We start from the raw sequence: 23,611 nt of genomic DNA, 5'->3' as shown, positions 1-23,611 counted from the left end.
ATTTTGTTCAGGAATTATGATGGAAAAACGACATAGCTTTGCCACAGGTATGGTGCTGGCGTTGGGGCTGCTGCTCGTCTGGATGCCGATCCCCCTGGGCAGCAATCGCCCCTGGGCCTGGTCTTTGCTCGAATTGGCTATCGCCATTCTGACCCTGGCACATCTCAGCCATTGCATTATTTACTCCTCCCCCCTGGTGCGTTCGCGTTGGCAGTGGCAGTTGCTCCTGCCTCTGTGGGGATTCATAGGTTTCATGGCGCTGCAACTCACGGGGATAGTGCCGGACATAGCGACCGTCGATCCCTATCAAACCCGTACCCTGTTGATTAAATCCGTTTTTTTCGCTTTTTTTATCCTGCTGGTGAGCCAGTATTGCCTCTCGGCCAGGCTGTTGCGTGTTTTGCTGGTGGCGATCATCATTTCCGGTTGCCTGCAGGCCTTCTACGGCACTGTGATCAACCTGCTGCAGTTTGAAAATTCCCCCATCTGGGGATATCCTGAGGCCGGCCGCGCCCGTGGCTCTTTCGTGTATCAGAATCACTTCGCCAACTATTTAGGCCTCTGTCTCAGTTTGGCAATCGGCTGGCTGATCTCCGAGATGAAGACCGGCAAGAGCCATTTTACCGTGCGCGGCTTCTTGGTGGGCGCCATGAATAATCTGCTCAGTCGTAAGTTTATTCTGCGTCTGGCGATTATCATAATGATCATAGGCCTCATCCTCAGTCGCTCCCGCATGGGCAATGCCGGCTTCTTTACCGCCTTGGGTGGGGTGGCCTTGCTGGCGCTGTTCATCTATCGCAATCCGCCCAGGTTATTCAAACCTCTGGTGCTGAGCATCTTCGTGCTGGATCTGATTATCGTGGGTTCCATGTTTGGCCTGGAGAAGGTCAAACAGCGTATCGAAGATACCAGCTTCGCCTCTGAAACCCGTGATGAGGTAGTAATAGATAGCCTGCCGATAGTCGAGCAGCACTGGCTGGCCGGCACCGGCGGTGGCAGCTTCTATACAGTGTTTCCCAATTATCAGCCCAATATCTATTCCGGCTTCTATGACCATGCCCATAACGACTATCTGCAATTTGCGCTGGAGTTTGGTATCCCTGCCACTGTGTTGCTGGGTCTTTGGGTGCTATACGCCTTCTGGCTCGCCTGCCGCAGCATGTACCTGCGACAGGAGAAGCTGTATCGAGGGATAGCCTTCGGTTGTGCCATGGCGATAGTGTTCATGTTGCTGCACATCACGGTAGACTTTAACCTGCAGTCGCCTTCCAATGCCTTGCTGTTTCTTTGCGTGCTGACTTGCTGTTATTTGGTGCGTTACCTGCCGGCGGAAACCAGGTCAGCAAGAGCCTAGTTTTCTATGGGGTAGGTGTGCAGTCTTACCCCAGTCGCTTGCTGGAATATAGCGCCGTTTTCACTGTTGGCAGGGCCGCCGACCGCAGCGCCGGCCTGCAGATGAATTTTGTGCAGATTCATTTGAATAGGATTCAGTTTTTTATCAGAACTGCTATTATGGCTGAGTTCCTTTTCCGGCATTAAGTGCGTATATGGCAAGCAGATCCCCGTTCGAATCCTTTCAGTGGAAGTCCAATATTTTCGATTGCGAAAGCACGGATATAGACAGCTTCTATCTTCAGTTGGCCCAGGAAACCCGTCGTCTTGGACTGACATCGAAGAAACTCGGGGAGGTCGGCGATTATCCTATTCACTTGTATCAGTCTCCCGCGCCCAAGGCAGGGTTGCCGTCTGTGCTGATCAGCGCAGGTTTTCACGGTGAAGAAGCCGCCGGCCCCTGGGGTTTGGTGCATTTCCTGAGCGAGGCCGGCAGCGAGCTGTTCGAGCGGGTCAATCTGACTCTGTTGCCGCTGGTGAATCCGACCGGTTTCAGGAAGGGGCATAGATTCAACAAGTTCGGCGAGAATCCCAATCGTGGTTTCGTGCTGGAGAATGGCAAACCCAAAGCCAACTCGGATACCTCGGTCGAGGGCAAGATGTTGCTCGAGCATAGCCAGTTGTTATTGGCGGCCAGCCGCGACGGCATACTGACCTGTCATGAAGACGTGCTGCAGCAACAGACCTATGTGTACTCCTTCGAGCCCAGCCAGGTGCCGGGACGTTTCAGCCTGGGATTGCGTGATGCCTTAACCCAGTACTTCCCCCAAGCCGTCGATGACGCCATAGATGGTTGTCCTGTGAAGGATGGCATCATATTCAACCACTTCGATACCTCGTTCGAGGCTTTCCTGGTTCGCAGCGGCGCTAAGCTCGGAGCCTGCAGCGAGACCCCTGGGTTGCAGAATTTCGATCAGAGGATCTTGGCCAACAGCGCCGTGATGACGGCCTTCCTCAACGTGTGCGCCCCAGCGGGCGAGTGAGCCCTGCCGTCAGTCGTTGATCTGTGTCGGTATGCCGCTGCGCTGATCCAGCAATTGCTTGATCACATGGGAGTTGGTATCCGCCTTGGCGATGAAGCGGGTGATCTCCCTCGGCAACGTCAGGCTGACCGGCTCCCGGGATTCAAATTCTTCCACTGAGCGCGACAGCGGCTGATGGACGGCGAGATAACGCTTGCCGTCCGGCTCTTCCGTGGCCTTGATTGGCTGGTTGACGAACTGCACTCGGGTACCCGTAGGCACCGAATTGAATAAGTGTTCTATGTCGTCGTTGCGCAGGCGAACACAGCCATGACTGACCCTGAGGCCAATACCGAAGTTGGCATTGGTGCCATGAATGGCGTACAGCTTGCCTATGTAGAGGGCGAAGAGCCCCATAGGGTTATCCGGGCCTGCGGGCCATACCTTAGGCAAGGTTTGACCCATGGCGGCATATTCCTTGTGTACCTTGGCCGTTGGCGTCCACGTCGGATTGGCCCGCTTGCGGTAGACCTGGGTGACCCAGTTCTCCGGGGTGTCCTTGCCTATCTGGCCTATGCCTATGGGCAGTACTTCGACCGTCTTCTTGCCCTTGGGGTAATAGTAGAGGCGCATTTCGGCCACATTGATGACTATGCCTTCGCGGGGGGCGTCGGGCAGGATCAGTTGATGGGGGATTAACAGGCTGCTGCCCGGGGTCGGCAAGAAAGGATCCACCCCTGGGTTGGCTTCCAGCAGGTTGGTCAGACCGAGTTGAAATTCGGCGGCGATAGCTTCCAGGGTGCGCTTATCGTCGGGCACCAGATAATGCTGATTCTCGCCTATGAGCCTGCTGTGTGCCGGCGGCAGGGGATATTCCAGGGCGGCAAGCGACAAACTAACCAGCATGAGCGGCAATAATAACGCCGTGGTACGAAGCATACTCATCATAGGGTAACTACAAGTCCTATTAGTAAAGGTGTTGGCTGGCCGCGGCTGCGAGTACCTCATAGGTACTGCAACAAAGAGTGCATAAGCACTGCCGGAGTCGGCGGCATAGGGCCCGCATCCTTGCTTATTTCGCACATAATTTCAACTGCTAAATGGCACTGAGCTCCTTTCTTAGCGGTTATTTTAGCCCCAGTCGCTTGGCGAGTCTATGCAGATTGCCCGAGTCCAGCTGCAGGCTTCTGGCGGTTGCCGCCCAGTTGTCGCCTTGCTGTGTCAGGGTCTGGCGTATGTAATCTGCCTGAAACTCGTCGGTGGCCTGCTTGAGGCTGCCGGTATAGTGGCAATAGGTAGGGGGTATTTGAGGGTGATTCATCTCCTGCTTGATGTCCCGCTGCCGCCCTGCCAGTTCGAAATGCTCCGGCTTGATGATGCAGATCTCATCGGCGCTTTGGGAACGGGCGAGAATGGCGGCCCTGTGGACCGCATGTTCCAGCTCGCGAACATTGCCCGGCCAGGCATATTGGTTTAACAAGCTCAGGCTGGAGGGACTCAGGTTGAGGTGTTTGAGCCCCAACTTCTGACGGTAACGTTCGGCGAAGAAACCGCTCAGCAAGGTGATGTCTTCTTCTCTGTCTCTCAGCGGGGGCACCAAGAGGGGGAATACGCTGAGCCTGTGGTATAAATCGGCACGAAACCGACCTTCGAGCACCTCGGTTTTCAACTCCTTATTGGTCGCGGCTATGATGCGCACATCGACCTTGAGGCTGCGATCGTCACCTATCTTCTGCAGATCGCCATATTGCAGCACCCGCAGCAGTTTGGCTTGTAACGACAGTGGCAGCTCACCTATCTCATCCAGGAATAGGGTGCCCTTGTCTGCCATCTCGAACTTGCCGCTTCTATGGCTTATGGCGCCGGTGAAAGCCCCCTTAACATGGCCAAAGAGTTCACTTTCGGCCACGGATTCGGGCAGGGCGGCGCAGTTGAGGTAGACCAAAGGTTTGTCGGCCCGCTGCGAGCCCTGGTGTATGGCCTTGGCGACCAACTCCTTTCCCGTCCCGGTTTCACCTAAGATCAGCACGTTCAGATCTGTGTTGGCAACCACCTGCAGTTCTTTATTCAGACTCAGCATGACGTCCGAGTGGCCTATGATTTCTGAGTCTGTACTTATGTTGACACTGTGGTCGTCGACGGTTTCCTGGCTATGTATCGCCATTCTCTCCAGTTTTTCCACCATGAGGGCATTGTTCAGCGACGCCGCGGCGATGGCACTCAGGTTTCTCAGTTCTGTGTTATTGAATTTGTCGAACTGCTCTGGGTTGAAGGCATCTATGGTGACGGCCCCTATGAGGCGTTCATTGGCGAATAGCGGCAACCCTATGCAGGCATGGACCCTTAGCTCGTCACCCTGATTGGGAATGAGGCCATCGTAGGGATCGGCCAGCTCGCTGTTGGCGGGAAAGCGGACTATGTCTCCGGCACGGGCTATGGCTTCCAGCCTCGGGTGTTCACTTAGAATGAAGCGGCGCCCCAACACATCGGCATTGAGGCCGTCTATCGCCAGTGGGGTAAAGTACTCCCCCTGGAAGGCGAGCAGGGCGGCGGCGTCACATTGTAGATTCTGGCGCACTGTGTTCAGCAGACGCGAATACCTGTCGCGATTTGCCAGTCCAGAGGTGATATCCAGTGCGATGCGAGTGAGATCGGATTGACTCAAAGCCATGGCATTCTCCACATGAGAGCTAGGTTGAGATTGCATGAGTCCTACCAGGTTGGGTAATTTGTTGTCATATTGACACCCACCACAGATGCAATCTTTGATTTGGATCTATATTTCTTCCACTTTATAAAAAAGGAGCCGCGAGCGGCTCCAATGTGAGTGAGCAGTAAAGCTTACCTCTTAACGCGTCGGCGTCGGCAGCACCTCACCGATGGCTTGAGGCTTGTTACCCAGGGTCTTCTTGATCAAATCGATCAGGAAGGCTCCCATGAACAAGGCACCGAAGCTGAAGATGATGTCACCGAACATACGCATCCACACCAGGTTTTCGACCGTTGCGCTGTGGATGACGGCTGGCGAACGTGCGTACCAGTAGCCATGGTCTATGACAGCGAAGAACTGGGTCAGGCCGACGGGCAGCAGTGACATGAACACCATGGCCGCCAGGCCCAGGTTCAGGCTCCAGAAGGCGCCCTTGAGCAGCTTGTCGTTCCACTGCATTCTGCCCGTGATCCCGCGCAGACAGAAGAGCATCAGTCCCATGCCCAGCATGCCATATACCCCCATGAATGCCGCGTGACCATGGGTCGCCGTGGTGTTCAGGCCCTGGATGAAGTACAGGGAGATGGGGGGATTGATCAGGAAGCCCAGCATGCCGGCACCGACCAAGTTCCAGAAGGCGGTAGCCACGAAGAACATGATGGACCAGTGATATCTATGCATCCAAGGGCTGGCCTTGCGCAGGCGGAAGGTTTCCATCGCTTCGAAGCCTATGATAGCCAAGGGTACGACTTCCAATGCCGAGAAGATGGCGCCCCAAGCTATGACAGGGGTAGGTGCACCCGTGAAGTAGAGGTGGTGCAGGGTGCCGATAAGACCGCCGGTCAGGAAGATGACGGTCGTGAACAGCACGGCACTGTTGGCGCTGCGGCCGCGGATGAGACCCAGGCGTACCAACATCAGGGCGATGACCGAAGTGGCGAAGGTTTCGAAGAAGCCTTCGACCCACAGGTGCACTACCCACCAGCGCCAGTATTCGGCGATAGCCAGGTTGGTGTGTTTGCCCATGAACAGACCGGCGCCGTAGAACAGGCCTATGGCAACACAGGAAGCGTACAGCACCCAGACCACGGCGCGCATGTCGTCACGCACCTTCAGCGCTGGACGTATGGCGGCCGTCACCAGTGCCAACCAGATAAGCAAGCCAGCCAGCAGCAACACCTGCCAGACACGGCCCAGATCTATGTATTCATAACCCTGATGACCGAACAGGAAGTTCATGTCCAGGCTGAAGTACTGTTGCACCCCAATCCATTCACCGGCCATGGAACCCAGAACGACTATCACCAGGGCAACCCAGAGCACATTGACCCCCAGGCGTTGGAACTTGGGCTCATGACCCGAGAGCGCCGGTGCTATGTAAAGGCCGGTACCCAGCCAAGCCGTGGCAATCCAGAAGACCGCCAGCTGGGTGTGCCAGGTGCGGGTAACAGAATAAGGTAAGATCTCGGACAGTGGCAGGCCGTAGAAGTTTTGCCCTTCCACCGCATAGTGCGCCGTGATACCGCCGAGCAGAATTTGCAGCAGGAATAAGCCCACGGCGGTTACGAAGTACTTGCCGACGGCCTTCTGGGATGCGGTAGGCTTGGTCATGAACAGCGGATCTTGCTCGGCAGGCTTGGGCAGGCTCTCGTGTTTTCCGCTGGCATGGTGCCACAACAGGGCGCCGACCCCCCCAATCAGGGTCACGATACTCAGGATCGACCAGACTATGTTGTTGGACGTTGGGGTATTGCCCAACTGGGGGTCGAAGGGCCAGTTGTTGGTATAAGTGTATTTTTCACCCGGGCGTTCGGTAATCGCGGCCCATGCTCCCCAGAACAGGAAGGCGTTCAACTGTTCACGGCGGCCAAGATCTGGCACTGTGCCTTCTTTCATGGCGTACTGTTCACGCAGACCGGACAGTTCAGGATCGTCACCGAACAACGCCAGATAGTGACGGCTGACTGCTTTTATGGCGTCGATGCGGGTGTTTGACAGTGTCACTTGGGTGGTGCCATCGGCATTTTGTATCACAGTGTTGTGGCGCATATCATCGCGCAGCGCCTGTTCAAGCTTGGCCTGTTCCTGTAGCGACAGGTCGGCAAAGTCTTGTTGCAGTGTTTGTTGGGCCGTGATGTTCAGCCAGGCCTGAGCCTCCTTATGCAGCCAGTCGGCTGTCCAATCCGGGGCAACGTAGGAACCGTGCCCCCAGATGGAACCGAGTTGATGGCCACCCATGGAGCGCCATACCAGCTGGCCTTGCTCTATGTCGTTTTGGGAGAATATGACCTGACCGCCGACGTCACTGAACGCGGTCGGTATGGGTGGTTTCTCCTGATATATTTCACTACCCAGACTCAGTAGTACGGTAAATGAAGCGATCAGCACTATTAGCAGCGCGATTGCCGTGAGTCGTAATTTGCTCATAAATCCCCTTAGCACAACGTCAATTGATACAGACGCCTTAGCTATAGCGGGTTTTATGCCAACTTTATATCTTATTGATTAAAAGCGGTTTTGTTTGTTTTGTTGCTGGAAGTTACTGTCGAAATGACAATGCCGCAAGGTGTCATTTCGACATGCGTGTCCTTATGACACTCTCGGGCCTGGGTCATAAAGACAGGGCACGACAGCCGGGGCATTTTGCCGCTATTGGCACGCCTGCGACTCGGGCCGACGCCCAGGCATAACAACGCCGGCGATAATGCCGGCGTTGTTATGTCTGTAAGAGGCGATGGGTAAACCCTATTGGTAGAGCGAGGCGCCTTCCGGCTGGGGGCGGGTCTTGAAGCGTCGGTGCAACCACATGTATTGGGCCGGATTTTTCTCGATAAGCGTTTCGATGATCTTATTCCCCCGGATGGCATCCTGGGTTTCATCCTCACCGGGAAAGTCCTCCAGCGGTGGCAGTATCTCTATGCGGTAACCCGTATCGCCTTCGGTGCGCTCGACAAAGAACGGCAGCACCTTGGCCTTACCCAGGCGTGCCAATGTGGTGGCGCCGGTGATGGTGGCGGCATCGGGCACGGCGAAGAAGGGGATGAAGACGGCGCTGGAGCGGCCGAAGTCCTGATCCGCCGTGTACCAAATCACATCCGGATGACGCAGGCAACGCACCATCTGGCGCAGGTCCCGCTTAGGGACCAAGGCCTTGTTGGAGCGCAGCCGGCCCTTCACCTGCAGGTATTCCATCACGGGATTGTCGTGGGGGCGGTAGACGCCGACGCCGGGTTGAAATTGACCGAAGATGCGGGCGCCCATTTCCAGCGGCAGACAGTGCACTGCGAACAATATCACTCCCTGACCTGCGTCCAGCGTCCGGCGCACATGCTCTTGCCCCTGGATCTGCATATGGCGGTGGATTTTCGCATCCGACCACCACCAGCCATTGATGGTATCGAATATTGCCTTGCCGGTTTCCTCGAAATTACGTTCGAGCAGGGCTTGCCGCTCGGCGGGGGACATGTCGGGAAAGCATAGCTCCAGATTGCGCCTGGCCGTATGGGTGCGGCTGCCGGCGAGCGCCATCGCCAACCGGCCTATGCCGGCGCCCAGTCGCATCTGCCAGCGCAGCGGTAATAGCTGGGTCAGCCGCATCAGGCCAACGCCGAGCCACAAGAGCCAATATTTGGGATGATACAGATGAGATGAAAATTCGGCTTTCTCTACCACAATGAACTCTAAACTTTGCAAAAATTACTGCACATTCTAACTCAAATTTTGCCGGAAATTAGGTACAATCAGGGTTTAATTCGGGTAAAAAATAAGATCCCCTATGAAGGTTACTCTGCCAGCGTTCGAAAAAGCCAAAGTATTAGTCGTCGGTGACGTGATGTTAGACCGTTACTGGGTCGGCCCCACGGGGCGTATCTCGCCGGAGGCACCTGTGCCTGTGGTCAAGATCAATCAGATCGAAGACAGGCCCGGCGGTGCGGCCAACGTCGCGCTGAACATAGCGACCCTGGGGGGCCAGGTGCAACTGGCGGGACTCGTGGGCAAGGACGAAGCCGCCGCGGCGCTGACACTTGGGGTGAAAACCTTGGGGGTCGAGCCTGAGTGGCTCGAAGTGAACGATAAGCCCACCATCACCAAGCTCAGGGTGCTGTCGCGTAACCAACAACTGATCCGCCTGGACTTTGAAGAGCCCTTCGCCAAGGCTGACAGCCAGCGGCTGCTCGAGCATAGCAGCGCCTTGCTGGACGGTGTCGGGGTGCTGGTGCTGTCCGATTATGCCAAGGGAGCCATCGACAGCCCGCAGGAGTTCATCGCCCAGGCCCGCGCCAGGGGAATCCAGGTGCTGGTGGATCCCAAGGGCAGCGATTTCGCTCGCTATCGGGGCGCCTCCCTGATCACTCCCAACATGAGTGAATTCGAGGCGGTTGTCGGCACTGTCACCTCGGAAGCCGACCTGCTGGAGAAGGCCAACAAGCTGCTGCAGCAACACGACTTGGGCGCCATCCTGGTGACCCGTTCGGAGAAAGGCATGACCTTGGTCACGCCCGGGCAAGCCGAGCTGCACATACCCACAGTGGCCAGGGAAGTGTTTGACGTCACGGGCGCCGGCGATACGGTTATCTCGGCCCTGGCGATTTCACTCGCCGCCGGCAGTGACCTGCCCCAGGCCTGCGCCATAGCCAACACGGCTGCGGGCGTCGTGGTAGGTAAGCTCGGCACCTCGACCGTGAGCCGCATCGAGCTTATCCAGGCCTTGTCAGTCCATCATGGGGAGTCGGGGTTTGGCGTCATCAGCGAAGATCAGCTGGTGTATGCCCTCGAGCAGGCGCGCCAGCGCGGTGAGACGGTAGTGATGACCAACGGCTGTTTCGATATATTGCATGCAGGCCATGTCAGCTACCTGAAACAGGCCAAGGCGCTGGGCCACAGGCTGATAGTGGCGGTCAACGACGATGCCTCGGTGAAGCGTCTCAAGGGCGAGGGGCGTCCCGTCAATCCGGTCGAGCGGCGGATGGCTGTGTTGGCCGGCTTGGCTTCGGTCGACTGGGTGCTGCCCTTCTCTGAAGACACGCCGCAGCGGGTGATAGCCCACCTGCTGCCGGACTTACTGGTCAAGGGCGGCGACTATAAGGTTGAAGACATCGCCGGCGGCGCCGAAGTGCTCGCCAACGGCGGCCGGGTCGAGGTGTTGGGCTTCGAAGACGGGGTCTCGACCACGGCGATTATCGAAAACATCATGGCCAACAAGTGAGGCTGTTAGCGTGAGCATGTTGGCGCTGGCATTGGTCTCAGGCCTCTACTGGACCCAGGTCGGCTCGGCACAGGCACTGGTGTGCCCAGTGTCCCTCCTGGGTCAGTGTCTGGAGGAGTTGAGCCCTGAGGTGCGGCGCCAGCTGCCCGACAGCGAAAGCAAGATCCTCGGCGCCATGGGGCTGCGCAGTGCCATGGTGATGCCGACGTCAGACGCCAAATGCGCCGGTCTGGTGCTGGTGAATGGCAACGAAGACCGCACCTCGCTGTCGGTAAACCTGAGTGGCAATAGCTATAGTTTGCCTCTGGCCCGGCAGCACGAACTCACCCTATGGCATGAATTGGGCCATCTGCAGAACCTGGCGCTGCTGGGCACCGTCTTGCCTCTCGAGCTGAGGCCCTATCAGCATGAATGGCTGGCCGACATGTATCTCGTCTGGCGCAGTGTCCATGAGACTGGCAGCCTCGACTTGGCCTGGCAGCAATACCATAGGCGCAATCTGGCGGTGCTGGCCGATGTCACCAACATGTCACACTGGAGTCCTCCTGTGTTGCGGCAATTACTGGAAAAGTACGATGCCGGCCAGCTGCTGGGTTTCGGCCATTATGCCGACTTCCTGAAGGCCAGCTATCCCCTGTTGCGGCAGTATGACGCAGATGCCCTGGGAGAGTTTTCGAGTCTGATCCAACGCACCTTCGGTCCCGGGACTGTGCAAGACCTGCCCAGGTATATCTTCTGGCGCAAGGCCAGGCTGGGTTACTACCTGCAGCCCACCTTGAGGGCATTGATGGGCCCAAATGCGGCAGATGCCTGGTTGACCCAGGCGGCGATGTTGCCTCTCTCCGAGCAGGGGGCGCCTTAGGTTTTGTTGCGAACTGAACCTTAGCTGAACGTAAGTGATATTCACTTAGTTTTCACATTTTTCCAGCAGTATTCTCTCGCCCGCTTTGGTAAGCTTTTCATTCACAAGAATAAGAAGGGGAGAAGTTGAACATGGCAAAGCGTTCGAAGGCTCAGACAGAGCAAACTATTAATCAGATCATGGACGAAGCATTAAAACAAATCCTGACCCTAGGATTCGACGCTATGTCCTACACTACCTTATCCGAAGCGACGGGGATCAGCCGCACGGGTATCAGTCATCATTTTCCGCGCAAGACAGATTTTCTGGTACGCCTGGATGAGCGTATCGGGCGTTTCTTCGTTGCCAGTCTGGATTTTTCCAGTGTGCAGGCGCTGGAAAACTCCTGGATGCAGGCACTGACCGAATCCCATTACCGGGCGGTACTCAAGTTGTTTTTCAGCCTCTGTGGCTACAGCAATTCGGAGATAGCCCTATTCCGCGCCATCAACAGTGCCCGCGAGACCGCCTTGCTGGAACTGGGGGCTGAAGGAGAGCGGGTCGTCAATCAACTTCTGGGCCGCAGTGCCTTACAGTTGCTGACCCAAGTCAACGACATGCCCAAGGTTCAGGCGGCATAAGCCGGGACAGCAGTGAAATAACTGTGACAAGCAAGAGGCGCCGATGGCGCCTTTTGCTTGTCCTGGGTTTGCTTTGGGCTGCGGCTCAGTCGGCTTCCTTCAGGCTCTGGGTCAGCTCGACGATTTCCTTCTTGCCATCGCCGAACAACATCAGGGTGTTGTCTTTGGCAAACAAGGGGTTGGGCAAGCCGGCAAAACCCGGGCTGAGGGAGCGCTTGACCACTATCACGGTACGGGCCTTATCCACGTTGAGGATCGGCATGCCATAGATGGGGCTGCCCTTGTCTTCCCTTGCCATGGGATTGGTGACATCGTTGGCACCTATGACTATCGCCACGTCTGTCTGTTCGAACTGGGGATTGATCTCATCCATTTCGATCAGCTGCTCGTAAGGCACCTCTGCCTCGGCCAGCAGCACGTTCATATGCCCAGGCATGCGCCCGGCGACCGGATGTATGGCATATAGCACCTCAGTGCCCCGACTCTGCAGCAGGTTGGCCAGCTCGCGCACCGCGTGTTGGGCCTGGGCCATGGCCAAGCCATAGCCGGGCACTATCACCACCTTAGCCGCGGTTTCCAGCATCATGGCGACTTCCTCCGGCGAGGTCGACTTGACCTTGCCGGCATAGACTTCGTCAGCGTCTATGGTTTCGCCACCTGCGGCCATGACACCGAACAAGACGTTGAACAGCGAACGGTTCATGGCCTTGCACATGATCTTGGTCAGTATGATGCCTGAGGCGCCCACCAGGGCGCCGGCGACGATCAGCACTGTGTTGCCCGTGATGAAACCTGTGGTGGCCGCGGCGATTCCCGAATAAGAGTTCAGCAGGGCGATCACCACAGGCATGTCGGCGCCGCCTATGGGAACCACCAACAGCACGCCGAGCAGCAGGGACGCGCAGGCCAGGGCATACAAGAGGCTGGTGTTGCCCGGGGTGATGACTAGGGCGATGGCCAGCCCCAGTGCGGCGGCGAGCAGCAGGGCGTTGAAAAACTTGTTGCCCGGCACCCTGATGGGATTTCCCGGGATCAGCTCCTGCAGTTTGGCGAAGGCGATCAAGGACCCCGAGAGGGTGACGGCCCCGATCAACACGGCGGCGCCTATGGAAACCAGGGCAACGCTGTGAGTCGCAGACTCTGGGTCCAGCAGGCTGGCGATGGCGATAAACAGCGAGGCGCCGCCACCGAAACCGTTGAGCAGGGCCACCATCTGGGGCATGGCCGTCACCTGGATCTTGGTCGCCATGATGGCACCTATGGCGCCGCCGAGCAGCAGACCGGCAATTATCCACTCGTAACTGAGAATGTTCTTGTCCAGCAGGGTGACCACCACAGCGACCAACATGCCCAGAGCCGACAGCTGATTGCCCCTGACTGCGGTTCTGGGCTTGGTCAGCCCCTTGATCCCCAGGATAAACAGGCTCGCCGCCAAGAGGTAGGCGAGATAGATAATCGTCATGTTCATTGATGTTATTTCCTTGTAAACCTGGCCGGCAGGCAGTAGTGCGCCTGATTGCGGTTGGCGGGCATGGAGAGGCGTGTGATGCTCATCCGTGGCTACTTCCTTTTAAACATGGCCAGCATGCGGTTGGTGACCAGCTGATTGTGGCGTACCACCCGATTTGGGTTGGCGGGCATGGAGAGGCGTGTGATGTTCATCAGTGGCTACTTCCTTTTAAACATGGCCAGCATGCGGTTGGTGACCAGATAACCGCCGACCACATTGATGCTGGCCAGCACCACGGCGATGAAGCCGAGCACATTGACCCAGAAGCCGGCGCCCGACCCGGCCGACAGCAGGGCGCCCACCAGGGCAATACCCGAGATGGCATTGGAGCCGGACATCAGCGGGGTATGGAGGGTCGGCGGCACCTTGGTGATGAGTTCGACCCCGAGGAATATCGCCACCACGAATAAGGTCAGCAAGAGTAAGATTTCCATCAGTGTGCCTCCTGGCTCAGGTTCGGGTTGGATTCGGTTAAGTGCAGCAGCTCACGTAGGCGGACGTTGACCAGTTGCTTGTCATGGGCCACCACAGTGTCGCGGACGATTTCATCCTCGAAGTCCAGGGTCAGCCGGCCTTGCTGATCCAGCAGCAGGTTGAGCAGGTTCTCGACGTTGGTGCCATACATCTGGCTGGCATGGTTGGCGGCGCTGGCGGGCAAGTTGGCCGGCCCAAGTATGGTGACCCCCTCATGTACCACCTCCTCATCCAGGCGGGTAAGCTCGCAGTTGCCGCCTGTCTCGGCGGCGAGATCGATAATTATGCTGCCGGTCTTCATGCCTTCGACCATGGCCCGGGTGATGAGTATTGGCGCCTTGCGCCCCGGGATGGCGGCCGTGGTGATGACGATATCCTGCTGCGCCAGTACCTTGGTCATGGCCTGCTGCTGACGCTTGAGGAAGTCATCGCTCTGTTCGGCGGCATAGCCGCCCTTGGTCTCGGTATTTTCCGCTTCTATGTCCAGCTCGACCGGCTTGGCGCCGACCGAGAGTATCTGCTCCCTGGCCGCCGGGCGTATGTCATAGGCCTCGACGACGGCCCCCAGGCGTTTGGCGGTAGCACAGGCCTGCAGCCCAGCGACTCCGACGCCCATGATGAAGGCGCGGCTCGGTTTGAGGGTACCGGCGGCTGTCATCATCATGGGGAAGAGGCGCGGTGCCCGGTAGGCCGCCAGCACTACCGCCTTGTAGCCGGAAATGGTCGCCATGGAGGAGAGCACATCCATGCTCTGGGCCCGGGTGATGCGTGGCATCAGCTCCAGGGCTATGCCTGTGGCGCCTGTGTCGGCCAGACGCCGGGCGTTCTGTGGCTGCATCAGGGGATCCATCATGCCTATGAGCAACTGGCCGGGTTTGAGTGCGGCGCTCAGCTCATCGAACTGACTGCCCTTGCAGTTCACGACCGTGATTATGTCGGCATCGCGCAGCAGTTGTGCGCGACTGGCGGCTATGCTGGCGCCTGCCTTGAGGTAGTCTTCGTCGGTGAAGCCTGCCGCCAACCCGGCCCCGCTTTCGACCTGGACCTCCAGCTGCTTCTTGCGTAATCGTGCCACATTGGCCGGGATCAGGGCGACCCGTTGTTCGCCGGCCTGACATTCTCTTGGTAGACCTAGTTTCACAGGAACACCTCTAAGGTTAAGGGCAAGGTTAGCCATGGGGCAGGTCGGCATTGGGCGCGTCCCGGCGCTGGCATGGGGGCTGTTTTTCATGCTGAGATCATTAAAGCGTGCAAAGTCAAAACTTTGCTGCTGTTGTACTTTTGTAGCTTAATTTTTCACCTTTGTATATTCCAAAATGGAATTAAAAATCAAATTTTATTCTTTTTTGCTTTTCTTAAAGGCGGCTAAGCTTACCGACATTACACTGACATAGGGCCGTCTTCATGTTGTTAAAAGAACTTTCATCGCTCGCTTCACCTCTGTCTCAGGGGCAGGTGGACAAGCTCAAGCAGCTCACCGCCGAGCTGAGTGCCGTGCAACTGGCTTGGGTCAGTGGTTACCTGGCGGCCTCGGCCAATCAAGGTCAACTCGCCGGCGCGCCCGAGAGCACTGCGGCGCAGAGCATCACCATCCTCTATGGCAGTCAAACCGGCAATGGCCGTGGTGTGGCCAAGGCGCTGGCGGCCAAGGCCCAAGCTCTGGGCTATGGGGTGAATCTGGCATCCATGGGCGAATACAATGTGCGCCAGCTGAAGCAGGAAACCTTGCTCTTGCTGGTGGTCAGTACCCATGGCGAAGGCGATGCCCCGGATGATGCGATCGAATTGCATAAGTTCCTGGCCAGCAAGCGTGCCCCCAAACTTGAGCAGCTGCACTATTCAGTGTTGGCGCTGGGGGATTCCAGCTACGAATTTTTCTGCCAGACGGGCAAAGACTTCGATGCCCGCCTGAGCGCCCTGGGGGCCAAGGCCCTGTTGCCGACCCTCGAGTGTGATGTCGATTACGAAGACAAGGCCGAGCAGTGGCAGCAACAAGTGCTGGAGACGGTTAAACCTTTGATCCAGACCGCGGGTGCCAATGTGGTGTCCATAGGGGCGGCCAAGGGCGACAGCGAATACAGCAAGCAACAACCGTACAGCGCCGAAGTCTTGGTCAGCCAGAAGATCACCGGCCGCGGCTCGGATAAAGACGTACGCCATGTGGAAATCGACCTGGCAGACTCGGGCCTGAGTTACCAGGTGGGCGATGCCCTGGGCGTCTGGTTCAGCAACGCCCCGGCACTGGTCGCCGAGGTTATCTCTGGTCTCGGGCTCGATGCCGCCGCGTCTGTGACTGTCGGCAAGGACACCATGACCTTGGCTCAGGCCCTGAGTGACAGGAAAGAGCTGACCCAACTGTATCCCGGCCTGGTCAAGGGCTGGGCCGAACTCAGCGGTAACGCCGAGCTGCTCGGCATCAGCCAGGACAAGGAGCTGACGCGACAGTTTATCCTCAAGCATCAGCTGGCGGATCTGGTGGCCCTGTATCCAGTGACTGTGACTGCGGCCGAGCTGCTGGAATTGCTGCGGCCACTGACGCCGCGCCTCTACTCCATCGCCTCCAGCCAGAGCGAAGTGGAGGCCGAGGTGCACCTGACGGTGGCCCTGGTGGAAGACGAGCGCCATGGCGCGGCCCGCTTCGGCGGTGCCTCCCACTTCCTGGCCTCGGCCGAAGAGGGCACCCGAGTGCAGGTCTATGTCGAGCCCAACAAACACTTCCGTCTGCCGGAGAACCCAGAGACGCCGGTGATCATGGTGGGTCCAGGCACTGGGGTGGCGCCGTTCCGTGCCTTCATGCAGGAGCGTGTGGCCCAGGGGGCGAGCGGCGACAGCTGGTTATTCTTCGGCAATCCGCATTTCGAGCAGGACTTCCTCTACCAGACCGAGTGGCAACAGTACCTCAAGAACGGCGACTTGAGCCGCATAGATGTGGCCTTCTCCCGGGATCAGGCGCATAAGATCTATGTGCAGCATAAGATCCAGGAACAGGCCGAGACGCTGTGGCAATGGCTGCAGGCCGGTGCCCACCTGTATGTCTGTGGCGATGCCGAGCGCATGGCCAAGGATGTGCACCAGGCGCTGATCCAGGTAGCCATCCAGGAGGGCGGCTTGGAGCAGGAAGCGGCGGAAGCCTATTTCGAGTCACTGCGCGCCGATAAACGCTATCAGAAAGACGTGTACTGAGCCCGAACGACTTAAGCCTGTACTGAAAGCCTGTCCGCAGAGACAGCACAGCAGTGACGCCGGTTGAACGCGCCGGCAATTGAACCGAATTTTAAGAGGCAGTGGCCATGAGTGAGCAAAAGTTAGCCGTAAACGAATATTTGAAAACCGACAGCGATTATCTGCGCGGTACCATCAAGGAAGGCCTGGACTCTTCTGTCACAGGGTCATTCAGCGATGGCGATCAGCAGTTGATCAAGTTCCACGGCTTCTATCAGCAGGATGACAGGGATCTGCGCAACGAACGCAAGGAACAGAAGCTGGAGCCCTTGTACAGCTTCATGCTGCGCGCCCGTGTGCCAGGCGGCATCTGCACCCCTGAGCAGTGGCTGGGGGTCGACAAGATAGCCTCTACCCTGACCAGCTCCAACAGCATACGCCTGACCACCCGCCAGACCTTCCAGTATCATGGCATCCCCAAGCGCAACCTCAAGACCATAATCCAGGATCTGGACAGGGAGGCGCTGGACTCCATCGCCGCCTGTGGCGACGTCAACCGCAACGTCATGTGTAACCCCAATCCGGTCGAGTCCAGGCTGCATGAGCAGGCCTATGCCTTCGCCAAGATGTTGTCGGATCACCTGTTGCCGCATACCCGCGCCTATGCCGAGATCTGGCTGGACGAAGAGAAGCTGCTGAGCACCCAGGATGAGGTGGTCGAACCCGTCTATGGCAAGACCTACCTGCCGCGCAAGTTCAAGATGGCGGTAGCGGTACCGCCGGACAACGATGTCGACGTCTACACCAATGATCTCGGTTTCATCGCCGTGGCCGAAGACGGCGAGCTGCTGGGCTTCAACCTAACCGCAGGTGGCGGCATGGGCTCGACCCATGGCGAAGTCGAGACCTTCCCGCGTCTGGCCGATGATCTGGGTTTCATCAAGCTGGAGGATGGCCTCAAGTTTGCCGAAGCTGTGATGACGGTGCAGCGCGACTGGGGCAACAGGGTCAACCGCAAGCGCTCACGCCTGAAATACACCATAGTCGACCATGGCCTGGAGGCCTTCAAGGCCGAAGTCGAGGCCCGTGCCGGGGTCAAGTTCGAACCCAAACGCGAGGTAGTGATAGGCGATCGCGGCGATCGTTATGGCTGGGTGCAGGGCCTGGACAGCAAGTGGCACCTGACCCTGTTCATTGAGAGCGGCCGCATCAAGGACATGCCGGGACAGACGTTGCAGACGGGGCTGAGAGAAATTGCCAGGATCCACAAGGGTGATTTTCGCATGACCTCGAACCAGAACCTGATCATCGCCGGCGTGGCCGAAGCCGATAAGGTGAGCATAGAAGGCCTGGCGCGTAAACATGGCCTGCTTGGCCAAGTATTGACCCAGACCCGGGGTCATTCCATCGCCTGTGTGGCGCTGCCGACCTGTCCGCTGGCCATGGCCGAAGCCGAGCGCTACTTCCCCGAGTTTATCGACCATATAGACGCGCTGCAGGCCAAGCATGGCATCAGCGAGCAGGCGATAGTGGTGCGCATGACGGGTTGCCCCAACGGCTGTGCCCGTCCCTTCGCCGCCGAAATAGGCCTTGTGGGCAAGGCCCCCGGGCGCTATAACCTGTATCTGGGCGCCAGCTTCGAAGGCACCAGATTGAACAAGATGCACAGGGAAAACATCCAGGAGGCCGAGATCCTCGCCGAACTCGACACCCTGTTTGCCCGTTATGCCGCCGAGCGCGACGCGGGTGAAACCTTCGGTAACTTCACTGTGCGCATCGGCGTGGTGAAGGCGGTGATAGACGCCGCTAAGGACTTTCATGGCTGATATCAATACAGGCGCGCAAGCCGAGGTGACATCCTGCGTCACCCGCGCCGAGCTGGAGGCGCTGCTGACTGCGCCCAAGGCGGAGCAGGCGCTTGAATTGGCGCGAGTCAACGACTTCCTGGCCGGCTTAAGCACCGCCCAAAGGGTCGTCTGGGCGCTGGAATACCTACCGGGTAACCATGCCTTATCCTCCAGCTTCGGCATCCAGGCGGCGGTGATGCTGCATCTGGTGAGCCAGGCCAAGGCGGATATTCCCGTGATCCTCACGGACACAGGGTACCTGTTTCCCGAGACCTACCAGTTCATCGATGAGCTGAGCGAGCGGCTGCAACTGAATCTCAAGGTGTATCAGGCACCGCAGACGGCGGCCTGGCAGGAGGCGCGTTTCGGCAAGTTGTGGGAACAGGGCCTGGACGGCCTGGAGCAATACAACCGCCTGAACAAGGTCGAGCCAATGCAGCGCGCCCTGAATGAACTCGAGGTGGGCACCTGGTTTGCCGGTCTGCGCCGCAGCCAGGCGAGTACCCGCGAGGCCTTGCCTATCCTGGGGATCCACGGCAGCCGCTACAAGCTCTTGCCCATCATAGAATGGGGCAACAGGGAGGTGCATCAGTACCTGACGGCTCACGGCCTGCCCTATCATCCGCTGTGGGAGCAGGGCTATGTGTCGGTCGGCGATACTCATTCGAGCAAGCCACTGGAGCTGGGCATGACGGAAGAGGAGACCCGCTTCAACGGTCTCAAGCGTGAGTGCGGCCTGCACTATGATATTTGAGCTTGATCTTAGTTAAGCTCAAGCCCGCGCCTTGGGCCCGGACCCAAGGCGCGGGCTTAATGTCATCTTAGTGTCATCATCCGCCATTAGACTGTTCTTGGTTAAGTGGCTGAATCTTAGTGAAGAATGTTCATAAAAAATTTTGTACATTTTTACTCACAGAGTTATGCACAAAGATGGATTATGCTCTATAGTCCAAAGTTCCCGTAGATGGTTTTAGCCTCTTGGAAGCATGCGGGTTTCACTCTCGGTTGTTTTGCTCCCGGCTTTTCGCCCGGACAGCGGCGGGGAGGTTTTACCCACATAGGGTTTTGCTTGGCCCATTGGCTGGCCCCTATGCCGACATGCTGCCGGAGCTGGAACCCGGCTCATAGAGCCATGTTGTCTGATTGACCTTGTTAGCGCCTGTTCAATCGAGAGTCAGCCCCGGACGGTCAGTGGTCAAGACTGTCCGGGGAGATGCTGAAGCCAGACCATTCTCTCTCTCCCCCTAGCTTGTTATCCCTTCTCATGGCCTGAGGTATTTTCGCCGCATTTCCTTGATGCAGGTTGGCCCGGGAGCCTGGCAACTGCTAGAGTCATTAGGTGTTTTTCAGTCTTGAATCAAGCTGCTGGACCATGGGCGTCGAGCCCTGCTGCCGGTAGTTTGCCCCTGGAATGGAGTGGCTCAGATGAAGAAATTCCTGCTCGCTGCGGCGCTCATCCTGGCCGGTGCCATGGCTTATTGGTTCCACCAGGCATCTACCCCCCAACTCGTTAAGGCCAATGCCGTGCTGGAGTGGGTGCCGGCGGACACTCTGGTGTTTTCTGGCCTCTTGACCCCCTTTCCCCTCAAGCTGTATCTGCAAACCGTGGCGGACAATTACCCTGGGGGGCTGACACATAGACAGCTTCAGTCCCGGGCGAACGAGCCCATGGCGGCTTTCCTGCTCAGCATTTTCGATACTTACCTGCGGGGGCTCAAGGATCCCGCAGCCCTGCTGGCGAAGTTCGGCCTGGCGGATACCCTTAAGGCCTATGTCTATACCCTGGGCACTTCACCCGTCATCAAGCTCGAACTGGCCCGGCCGGAAGCCTTCTGGGCCCTGCTGGATCAGGCCGAGCGCGACACGGGTGTGACTCATACCCAAGGCCAGTTGGTCGGGATCGACTATCGCAGCTACCTATTGACGGACGGCGCCGGGGCTGAGCCCCTGTCCCTGGTATTCGCCGAATACCTGGGCATGCTGACCATCACAGTATTGCCCCTGTCCAGGGACACTGAATTGTTGGAGACGGCGCTGGGGTTGAAGCGGCCGGCCGAGTCGCTGGCGTCTTCCGGCATGCTGGAGGAAATCATAGACACCCATGGCTTCAGCGGCGACAGTGTGAGCTTCATCAATCATGTGGCGCTCGCCAAGGCCCTGACCTCAGGGGATGCCGGTCCCTTGGCCAGGCAGCTCGGCCGGCGTATCTATGACCTGTCGCTCGCCGGCGTGGGCGAGCTGCAGACGTCCGAGTGTCGGCGAGAGCTGATGGCACTGGCCAGCCATTGGCCGCGTACCCTCATAGGGCTCAATGAGATGCGCATAAATGAGCAGCACAGTCATATAGAAGCGACCATGGTGATCGAGAGCCGGAATAGGATCATCCTGACGGCATTGCAGCGACTGCGGGGCTTCATTCCCGCCTATGTGGGCGAGGCCAGTCTCTTCGGCATGGGACTGGGGATAGATGTTGATGAGTTCCCCCCGGCCGTGAAGACAATTTGGTCCGAGTTACGAACGCCGGCATATCAATGTGTGCCCCTGGCCCGCTTACAGGCCGGGTTGAGCGCCCGGGATCCTGCCATCCTGGGGATGTTCACTGGCCTGGCCGAGGGGGTCAAGGGCGTGAGTCTGGCATTGCTGGATTACCGCCTGGATGAACAGCAGGCCGAGCCTGTGATAGCGGCTATCGACGGCTTGCTGAGCCTGGCGGCCGATAAGCCGGCCGCCTTGTTCGATACGGTTAAAATCTTCGTGCCCGGATTGGCCGAGACGCAGCTGGTCGATGGCGCCGAGGCGATCGACCTCTCGACCCGCTTGAGGTTGCCGGCGACATTCGCCATTAAACCTATGTTGGTGCTCAGGGGGCAACACTTGGTCATCTACGCCGGGGATAGGGCCAAGGTGCTGGCCGATAGCCTGGCCGATGTGCCGGTCGCTGCCAATGGCTTGTTCAGCATACTGACAGATTACCCCAGGTTATTCGGTCCATTGTTGACCCTGGCCGAGATGGCTGCCGAGCCTTTACCCGAGGAGTTTGCCGTGCTGCAAGGTTACAAGATGCGTCAGCAGATACACCTGGATGTGAATGACAAGGGCATAGTCCTGACCTCGGTGGTGGACAGCGAGGCGCGGGCCCGCGACTAGGGCCTCAGTGCTGCGCCGTTTGCAACGACTGCGGCTCGGCCCCTGAAGCCTGTGCCTCAGTCTGCAAGAGTGCCAGCCTGTGGCGCAGGTCATCCGGCTGGGGTGAGAGGAGTTCCTGCAACCTGCGCCACTCGAGTGCCTCCCCCTCTGTAAGCTCGATATCCGGCAGAGTCCCCACTCCGGATAGGAGCTGTCCCTCGTTGGTGTAGGCCAGGGAGGCGCTCACGCCTATCCGCAGGCCGGAATTGGGCAGGGTGAAATAATATTTGCGCCCCAGATCGCCGACGGTCCGCTCGCCAATCAGGGTGACCCTGGACCAGGACTTGGCGCTGTGGGCTATCCATTCGCATTCCTGGCGGCAGTCTGGGCCTATGAGCAATGCCAGGCGGTTGTTGGTGGGGAATGCGGCGCTTGGGGAAGATACAGACGGATAGGGACGCACATAGAAGGGGCTGAATGCCTGTTGCCCCGACATAGGCATGAGCCTGGGTCTGGGCTGGGTTGTGGCTGCCGAGTCCGTGGCCGCTGTCAGCCGGGATTGGCGGCTCGGTTCCTCCAGGCGAATGAAGTGGAGGGGGCCGAGGTAATCGTTGCGAAGCCCAGGGGCCCGCCGGTAGTTGGCGAACCCCAGGGGCCGCATGGCCTTAGGGACATCGTCGTAGCCGGTCAGCAGCTGCAGCAGTTCAGGGTGGGTGCCATGGGCATGGCGCAGATCGAGCAGCAGCAGTGGCCGTTGCAGGCCGGCGGCCAAAGTGGCTTGCAGTATCGGGTCCATGGCCAGCTCATCCAGGTCCGTGATGGATATCCTCATGGCCTGGCGGGCCAGTTCGGGCCCGGCGCCCATGTCTGTCTCCAGCTGGCTGGGTCGCGTTGGGGATTGCAGCTTGGGCTCCGAGACCCATTGTTGCAACTCAGGTGGCGCCGAGTTCTGCGCGGTTAACCCTGGTTCGGTTAACCCAGTCTCGGTTACCTCTGGTTCGGTTAACCCAGTCTCGGTTACCTCTGGTTCGGTTAAGCCAGGCTCGGGAGCGAGAGTTTGCCGTGGCTGGGCCAGGGCGAGGGTCAATTGCCGCTGTTGTTGGTCATCATTGCTCAGGGTCAGGGTGACTTCGGGTCTCTGCCTTAGGCCTATGTCTTGTCTGAGCAGCCCGAGTCGCTCCAGCCAGAAGGCTTGCATGCCGGCATGTTGTTGCATCTGGGTTGGCAGATATGCCTGGCTCGCCTGCAGCCACCTGCTCAGGGGGATACCATCTATATGGCTGATGAAGGGGTAATCCGGGTCCAGCGGTCGTTGGGCCCGGGTCAGTGCCAGCCAGCGGTCCTTGTAAGGCCGCAGTGTGACGGGCAGACGCGCTGCGCCGGAAGGGAAGGGGGCGACACTGACGCCTGGATCGCCCAGGGGGCTCAACAGCTTGGTGAGCTCTGCGGCCAAGCGGTCGCCGGTTATGCTGATGGGATAGCGCTCGGCGAGCCTATGGGCGGCCTGCTTGAGTGCCGCCTGGCGGCGCTGGGGTTCCAGGGCGAAGAAGGCGGAATGTTCGGCTAGCCGTTCGAGCAGCACATAGAGATCCTGGCGCAGGGCTTGACCTTCTATCCGCTGGGCCGGGGGCCTGGCGGGCAGACTGAAGAGACTTAGCCTGAGCAAGCAGCAGCCGAGTAACAGGCAAAACACACCTACTATGGTGCGGTATCCGTATGGCATATCACTCCTTGATATGA

At 58.3% G+C, this 23,611-nt stretch carries 19 protein-coding genes; 9 read left to right on the top strand and 10 right to left on the bottom strand.

What is annotated here, in order from left to right:
• The first annotated feature begins 16 nt into the window (after nucleotides 1–16).
• The gene (locus LZP73_RS12260) at nucleotides 17–1,354 is read left to right on the top strand and encodes an O-antigen ligase family protein (RefSeq protein ID WP_234235318.1); all 1,338 of its coding nucleotides are present in this window, start codon (nucleotides 17–19) and stop codon (nucleotides 1,352–1,354) included.
• Here LZP73_RS12260 and LZP73_RS12255 read toward each other — a convergent pair.
• Nucleotides 1,351–1,554 carry a hypothetical protein gene (locus tag LZP73_RS12255; RefSeq protein WP_234235317.1) on the bottom strand — a complete coding sequence of 68 codons (204 nt, stop codon included), beginning with the start codon at nucleotides 1,552–1,554 and terminating at the stop codon, nucleotides 1,351–1,353. The genes LZP73_RS12260 and LZP73_RS12255 overlap by 4 nt on opposite strands.
• Here LZP73_RS12255 and LZP73_RS12250 point away from each other — a divergent pair.
• A complete protein-coding gene (locus tag LZP73_RS12250) occupies nucleotides 1,548–2,375 on the top strand; it encodes an N-acetyl-ornithine deacetylase (RefSeq protein ID WP_234235316.1) in 828 nt (275 codons plus the stop codon). The genes LZP73_RS12255 and LZP73_RS12250 overlap by 7 nt on opposite strands.
• A 9-nt stretch (nucleotides 2,376–2,384) precedes the next feature.
• Here LZP73_RS12250 and LZP73_RS12245 read toward each other — a convergent pair whose 3' ends face one another.
• The 4 genes from LZP73_RS12245 to LZP73_RS12230 all read right to left on the bottom strand — a co-directional run bounded on the left by LZP73_RS12245 (nucleotide 2,385) and on the right by LZP73_RS12230 (nucleotide 8,736).
• A complete protein-coding gene (locus LZP73_RS12245) occupies nucleotides 2,385–3,299 on the bottom strand; it encodes a L,D-transpeptidase family protein (RefSeq protein WP_234235494.1) in 915 nt (304 codons plus the stop codon).
• Nucleotides 3,300–3,480: 181 nt separating this feature from the next.
• A complete protein-coding gene (norR, locus tag LZP73_RS12240) occupies nucleotides 3,481–5,025 on the bottom strand; it encodes a nitric oxide reductase transcriptional regulator NorR (RefSeq protein WP_234235315.1) in 1,545 nt (514 codons plus the stop codon).
• Nucleotides 5,026–5,202: 177 nt separating this feature from the next.
• Nucleotides 5,203–7,491 (bottom strand): nitric-oxide reductase large subunit, encoded by a 2,289-nt coding sequence (locus LZP73_RS12235; protein WP_234235314.1) that lies wholly within the window; start codon nucleotides 7,489–7,491, stop codon nucleotides 5,203–5,205.
• Nucleotides 7,492–7,809: 318 nt separating this feature from the next.
• Nucleotides 7,810–8,736, bottom strand: coding sequence for an LpxL/LpxP family Kdo(2)-lipid IV(A) lauroyl/palmitoleoyl acyltransferase (locus tag LZP73_RS12230; protein WP_234235313.1), 927 nt, complete (start codon nucleotides 8,734–8,736; stop codon nucleotides 7,810–7,812).
• Between the two features lie 103 nt (nucleotides 8,737–8,839).
• On the opposite strand from LZP73_RS12230, the gene hldE reads away from it, so the two are divergent.
• The 3 genes from hldE to LZP73_RS12215 all read left to right on the top strand — a co-directional run bounded on the left by hldE (nucleotide 8,840) and on the right by LZP73_RS12215 (nucleotide 11,752).
• Nucleotides 8,840–10,270, top strand: a complete 1,431-nt coding sequence (gene hldE / locus LZP73_RS12225) for a bifunctional D-glycero-beta-D-manno-heptose-7-phosphate kinase/D-glycero-beta-D-manno-heptose 1-phosphate adenylyltransferase HldE (RefSeq protein ID WP_234235312.1) — start codon at nucleotides 8,840–8,842, stop codon at nucleotides 10,268–10,270.
• A 16-nt stretch (nucleotides 10,271–10,286) separates the two neighbouring features.
• Nucleotides 10,287–11,132, top strand: a complete 846-nt coding sequence (locus LZP73_RS12220) for a hypothetical protein (protein WP_267960177.1) — start codon at nucleotides 10,287–10,289, stop codon at nucleotides 11,130–11,132.
• Between the two features lie 131 nt (nucleotides 11,133–11,263).
• On the top strand, nucleotides 11,264–11,752 hold the full coding sequence (locus LZP73_RS12215; protein ID WP_234235310.1) for a TetR family transcriptional regulator: 489 nt from the start codon (nucleotides 11,264–11,266) through the stop codon (nucleotides 11,750–11,752).
• Nucleotides 11,753–11,837: 85 nt separating this feature from the next.
• Here LZP73_RS12215 and LZP73_RS12210 read toward each other — a convergent pair whose 3' ends face one another.
• From LZP73_RS12210 to LZP73_RS12195, 4 genes are all read right to left on the bottom strand, one after another.
• Nucleotides 11,838–13,220: an NAD(P)(+) transhydrogenase (Re/Si-specific) subunit beta gene (locus LZP73_RS12210; RefSeq protein ID WP_234235309.1), complete on the bottom strand. Its 1,383-nt coding sequence runs from the start codon at nucleotides 13,218–13,220 to the stop codon at nucleotides 11,838–11,840.
• Between the two features lie 92 nt (nucleotides 13,221–13,312).
• Nucleotides 13,313–13,414 carry an NAD(P) transhydrogenase subunit alpha gene (locus LZP73_RS12205; RefSeq protein ID WP_234235308.1) on the bottom strand — a complete coding sequence of 34 codons (102 nt, stop codon included), beginning with the start codon at nucleotides 13,412–13,414 and terminating at the stop codon, nucleotides 13,313–13,315.
• A gap of 6 nt (nucleotides 13,415–13,420) precedes the next feature.
• Nucleotides 13,421–13,696 carry an NAD(P) transhydrogenase subunit alpha gene (locus tag LZP73_RS12200; RefSeq protein WP_169564089.1) on the bottom strand — a complete coding sequence of 92 codons (276 nt, stop codon included), beginning with the start codon at nucleotides 13,694–13,696 and terminating at the stop codon, nucleotides 13,421–13,423.
• Nucleotides 13,696–14,877: a Re/Si-specific NAD(P)(+) transhydrogenase subunit alpha gene (locus LZP73_RS12195; protein WP_234235307.1), complete on the bottom strand. Its 1,182-nt coding sequence runs from the start codon at nucleotides 14,875–14,877 to the stop codon at nucleotides 13,696–13,698. Before LZP73_RS12195 ends, LZP73_RS12200 begins: the two co-directional genes overlap by 1 nt.
• Before the next feature lie 263 nt (nucleotides 14,878–15,140).
• Between LZP73_RS12195 and LZP73_RS12190 the strand changes: the two genes are divergently transcribed.
• From LZP73_RS12190 to LZP73_RS12175, 4 genes are all read left to right on the top strand, one after another.
• Nucleotides 15,141–16,919, top strand: a complete 1,779-nt coding sequence (locus LZP73_RS12190; RefSeq protein WP_234235306.1) for an assimilatory sulfite reductase (NADPH) flavoprotein subunit — start codon at nucleotides 15,141–15,143, stop codon at nucleotides 16,917–16,919.
• A 107-nt stretch (nucleotides 16,920–17,026) separates the two neighbouring features.
• Nucleotides 17,027–18,724, top strand: coding sequence for an assimilatory sulfite reductase (NADPH) hemoprotein subunit (gene cysI / locus LZP73_RS12185; protein ID WP_234235305.1), 1,698 nt, complete (start codon nucleotides 17,027–17,029; stop codon nucleotides 18,722–18,724).
• On the top strand, nucleotides 18,717–19,499 hold the full coding sequence (locus LZP73_RS12180) for a phosphoadenylyl-sulfate reductase (RefSeq protein ID WP_234235304.1): 783 nt from the start codon (nucleotides 18,717–18,719) through the stop codon (nucleotides 19,497–19,499). The genes cysI and LZP73_RS12180 overlap by 8 nt, the downstream gene beginning before the upstream one ends.
• 671 nt (nucleotides 19,500–20,170) lie before the next feature.
• A complete protein-coding gene (locus LZP73_RS12175) occupies nucleotides 20,171–21,892 on the top strand; it encodes a hypothetical protein (RefSeq protein WP_234235303.1) in 1,722 nt (573 codons plus the stop codon).
• Nucleotides 21,893–21,896: 4 nt separating this feature from the next.
• On the opposite strand, the gene LZP73_RS12170 is transcribed toward LZP73_RS12175, so the two are convergent.
• Nucleotides 21,897–23,594, bottom strand: coding sequence for a S41 family peptidase (locus LZP73_RS12170; RefSeq protein WP_234235302.1), 1,698 nt, complete (start codon nucleotides 23,592–23,594; stop codon nucleotides 21,897–21,899).
• Between the last annotated feature and the right edge of the window lie 17 nt (nucleotides 23,595–23,611).

The organism is Shewanella sp. AS16 (assembly GCF_021412365.1).
GTDB lineage: Bacteria > Pseudomonadota > Gammaproteobacteria > Enterobacterales > Shewanellaceae > Shewanella > Shewanella salipaludis.
This window is presented reverse-complemented; position numbering and strand designations above follow the sequence as displayed.

Bases quoted from the DNA above. Each gene is read 5' to 3' on its own strand.
- LZP73_RS12260 (WP_234235318.1), top strand. From the start codon at position 17: ATGATGGAAAAACGACATAGCTTTGCCACAGGTATGGTGCTGGCGTTG.
- LZP73_RS12250 (WP_234235316.1), top strand. From the start codon at position 1,548: ATGGCAAGCAGATCCCCGTTCGAATCCTTTCAGTGGAAGTCCAATATT.
- LZP73_RS12245 (WP_234235494.1), bottom strand. From the start codon at position 3,299: ATGAGTATGCTTCGTACCACGGCGTTATTATTGCCGCTCATGCTGGTT.
- norR (WP_234235315.1), bottom strand. From the start codon at position 5,025: ATGGCTTTGAGTCAATCCGATCTCACTCGCATCGCACTGGATATCACC.
- LZP73_RS12235 (WP_234235314.1), bottom strand. From the start codon at position 7,491: ATGAGCAAATTACGACTCACGGCAATCGCGCTGCTAATAGTGCTGATC.
- hldE (WP_234235312.1), top strand. From the start codon at position 8,840: ATGAAGGTTACTCTGCCAGCGTTCGAAAAAGCCAAAGTATTAGTCGTC.
- LZP73_RS12220 (WP_267960177.1), top strand. From the start codon at position 10,287: ATGTTGGCGCTGGCATTGGTCTCAGGCCTCTACTGGACCCAGGTCGGC.
- LZP73_RS12215 (WP_234235310.1), top strand. From the start codon at position 11,264: ATGGCAAAGCGTTCGAAGGCTCAGACAGAGCAAACTATTAATCAGATC.
- LZP73_RS12210 (WP_234235309.1), bottom strand. From the start codon at position 13,220: ATGAACATGACGATTATCTATCTCGCCTACCTCTTGGCGGCGAGCCTG.
- LZP73_RS12205 (WP_234235308.1), bottom strand. From the start codon at position 13,414: ATGAACATCACACGCCTCTCCATGCCCGCCAACCCAAATCGGGTGGTA.
- LZP73_RS12200 (WP_169564089.1), bottom strand. From the start codon at position 13,696: ATGGAAATCTTACTCTTGCTGACCTTATTCGTGGTGGCGATATTCCTC.
- LZP73_RS12190 (WP_234235306.1), top strand. From the start codon at position 15,141: ATGTTGTTAAAAGAACTTTCATCGCTCGCTTCACCTCTGTCTCAGGGG.
- cysI (WP_234235305.1), top strand. From the start codon at position 17,027: ATGAGTGAGCAAAAGTTAGCCGTAAACGAATATTTGAAAACCGACAGC.
- LZP73_RS12180 (WP_234235304.1), top strand. From the start codon at position 18,717: ATGGCTGATATCAATACAGGCGCGCAAGCCGAGGTGACATCCTGCGTC.
- LZP73_RS12175 (WP_234235303.1), top strand. From the start codon at position 20,171: ATGAAGAAATTCCTGCTCGCTGCGGCGCTCATCCTGGCCGGTGCCATG.
- LZP73_RS12170 (WP_234235302.1), bottom strand. From the start codon at position 23,594: ATGCCATACGGATACCGCACCATAGTAGGTGTGTTTTGCCTGTTACTC.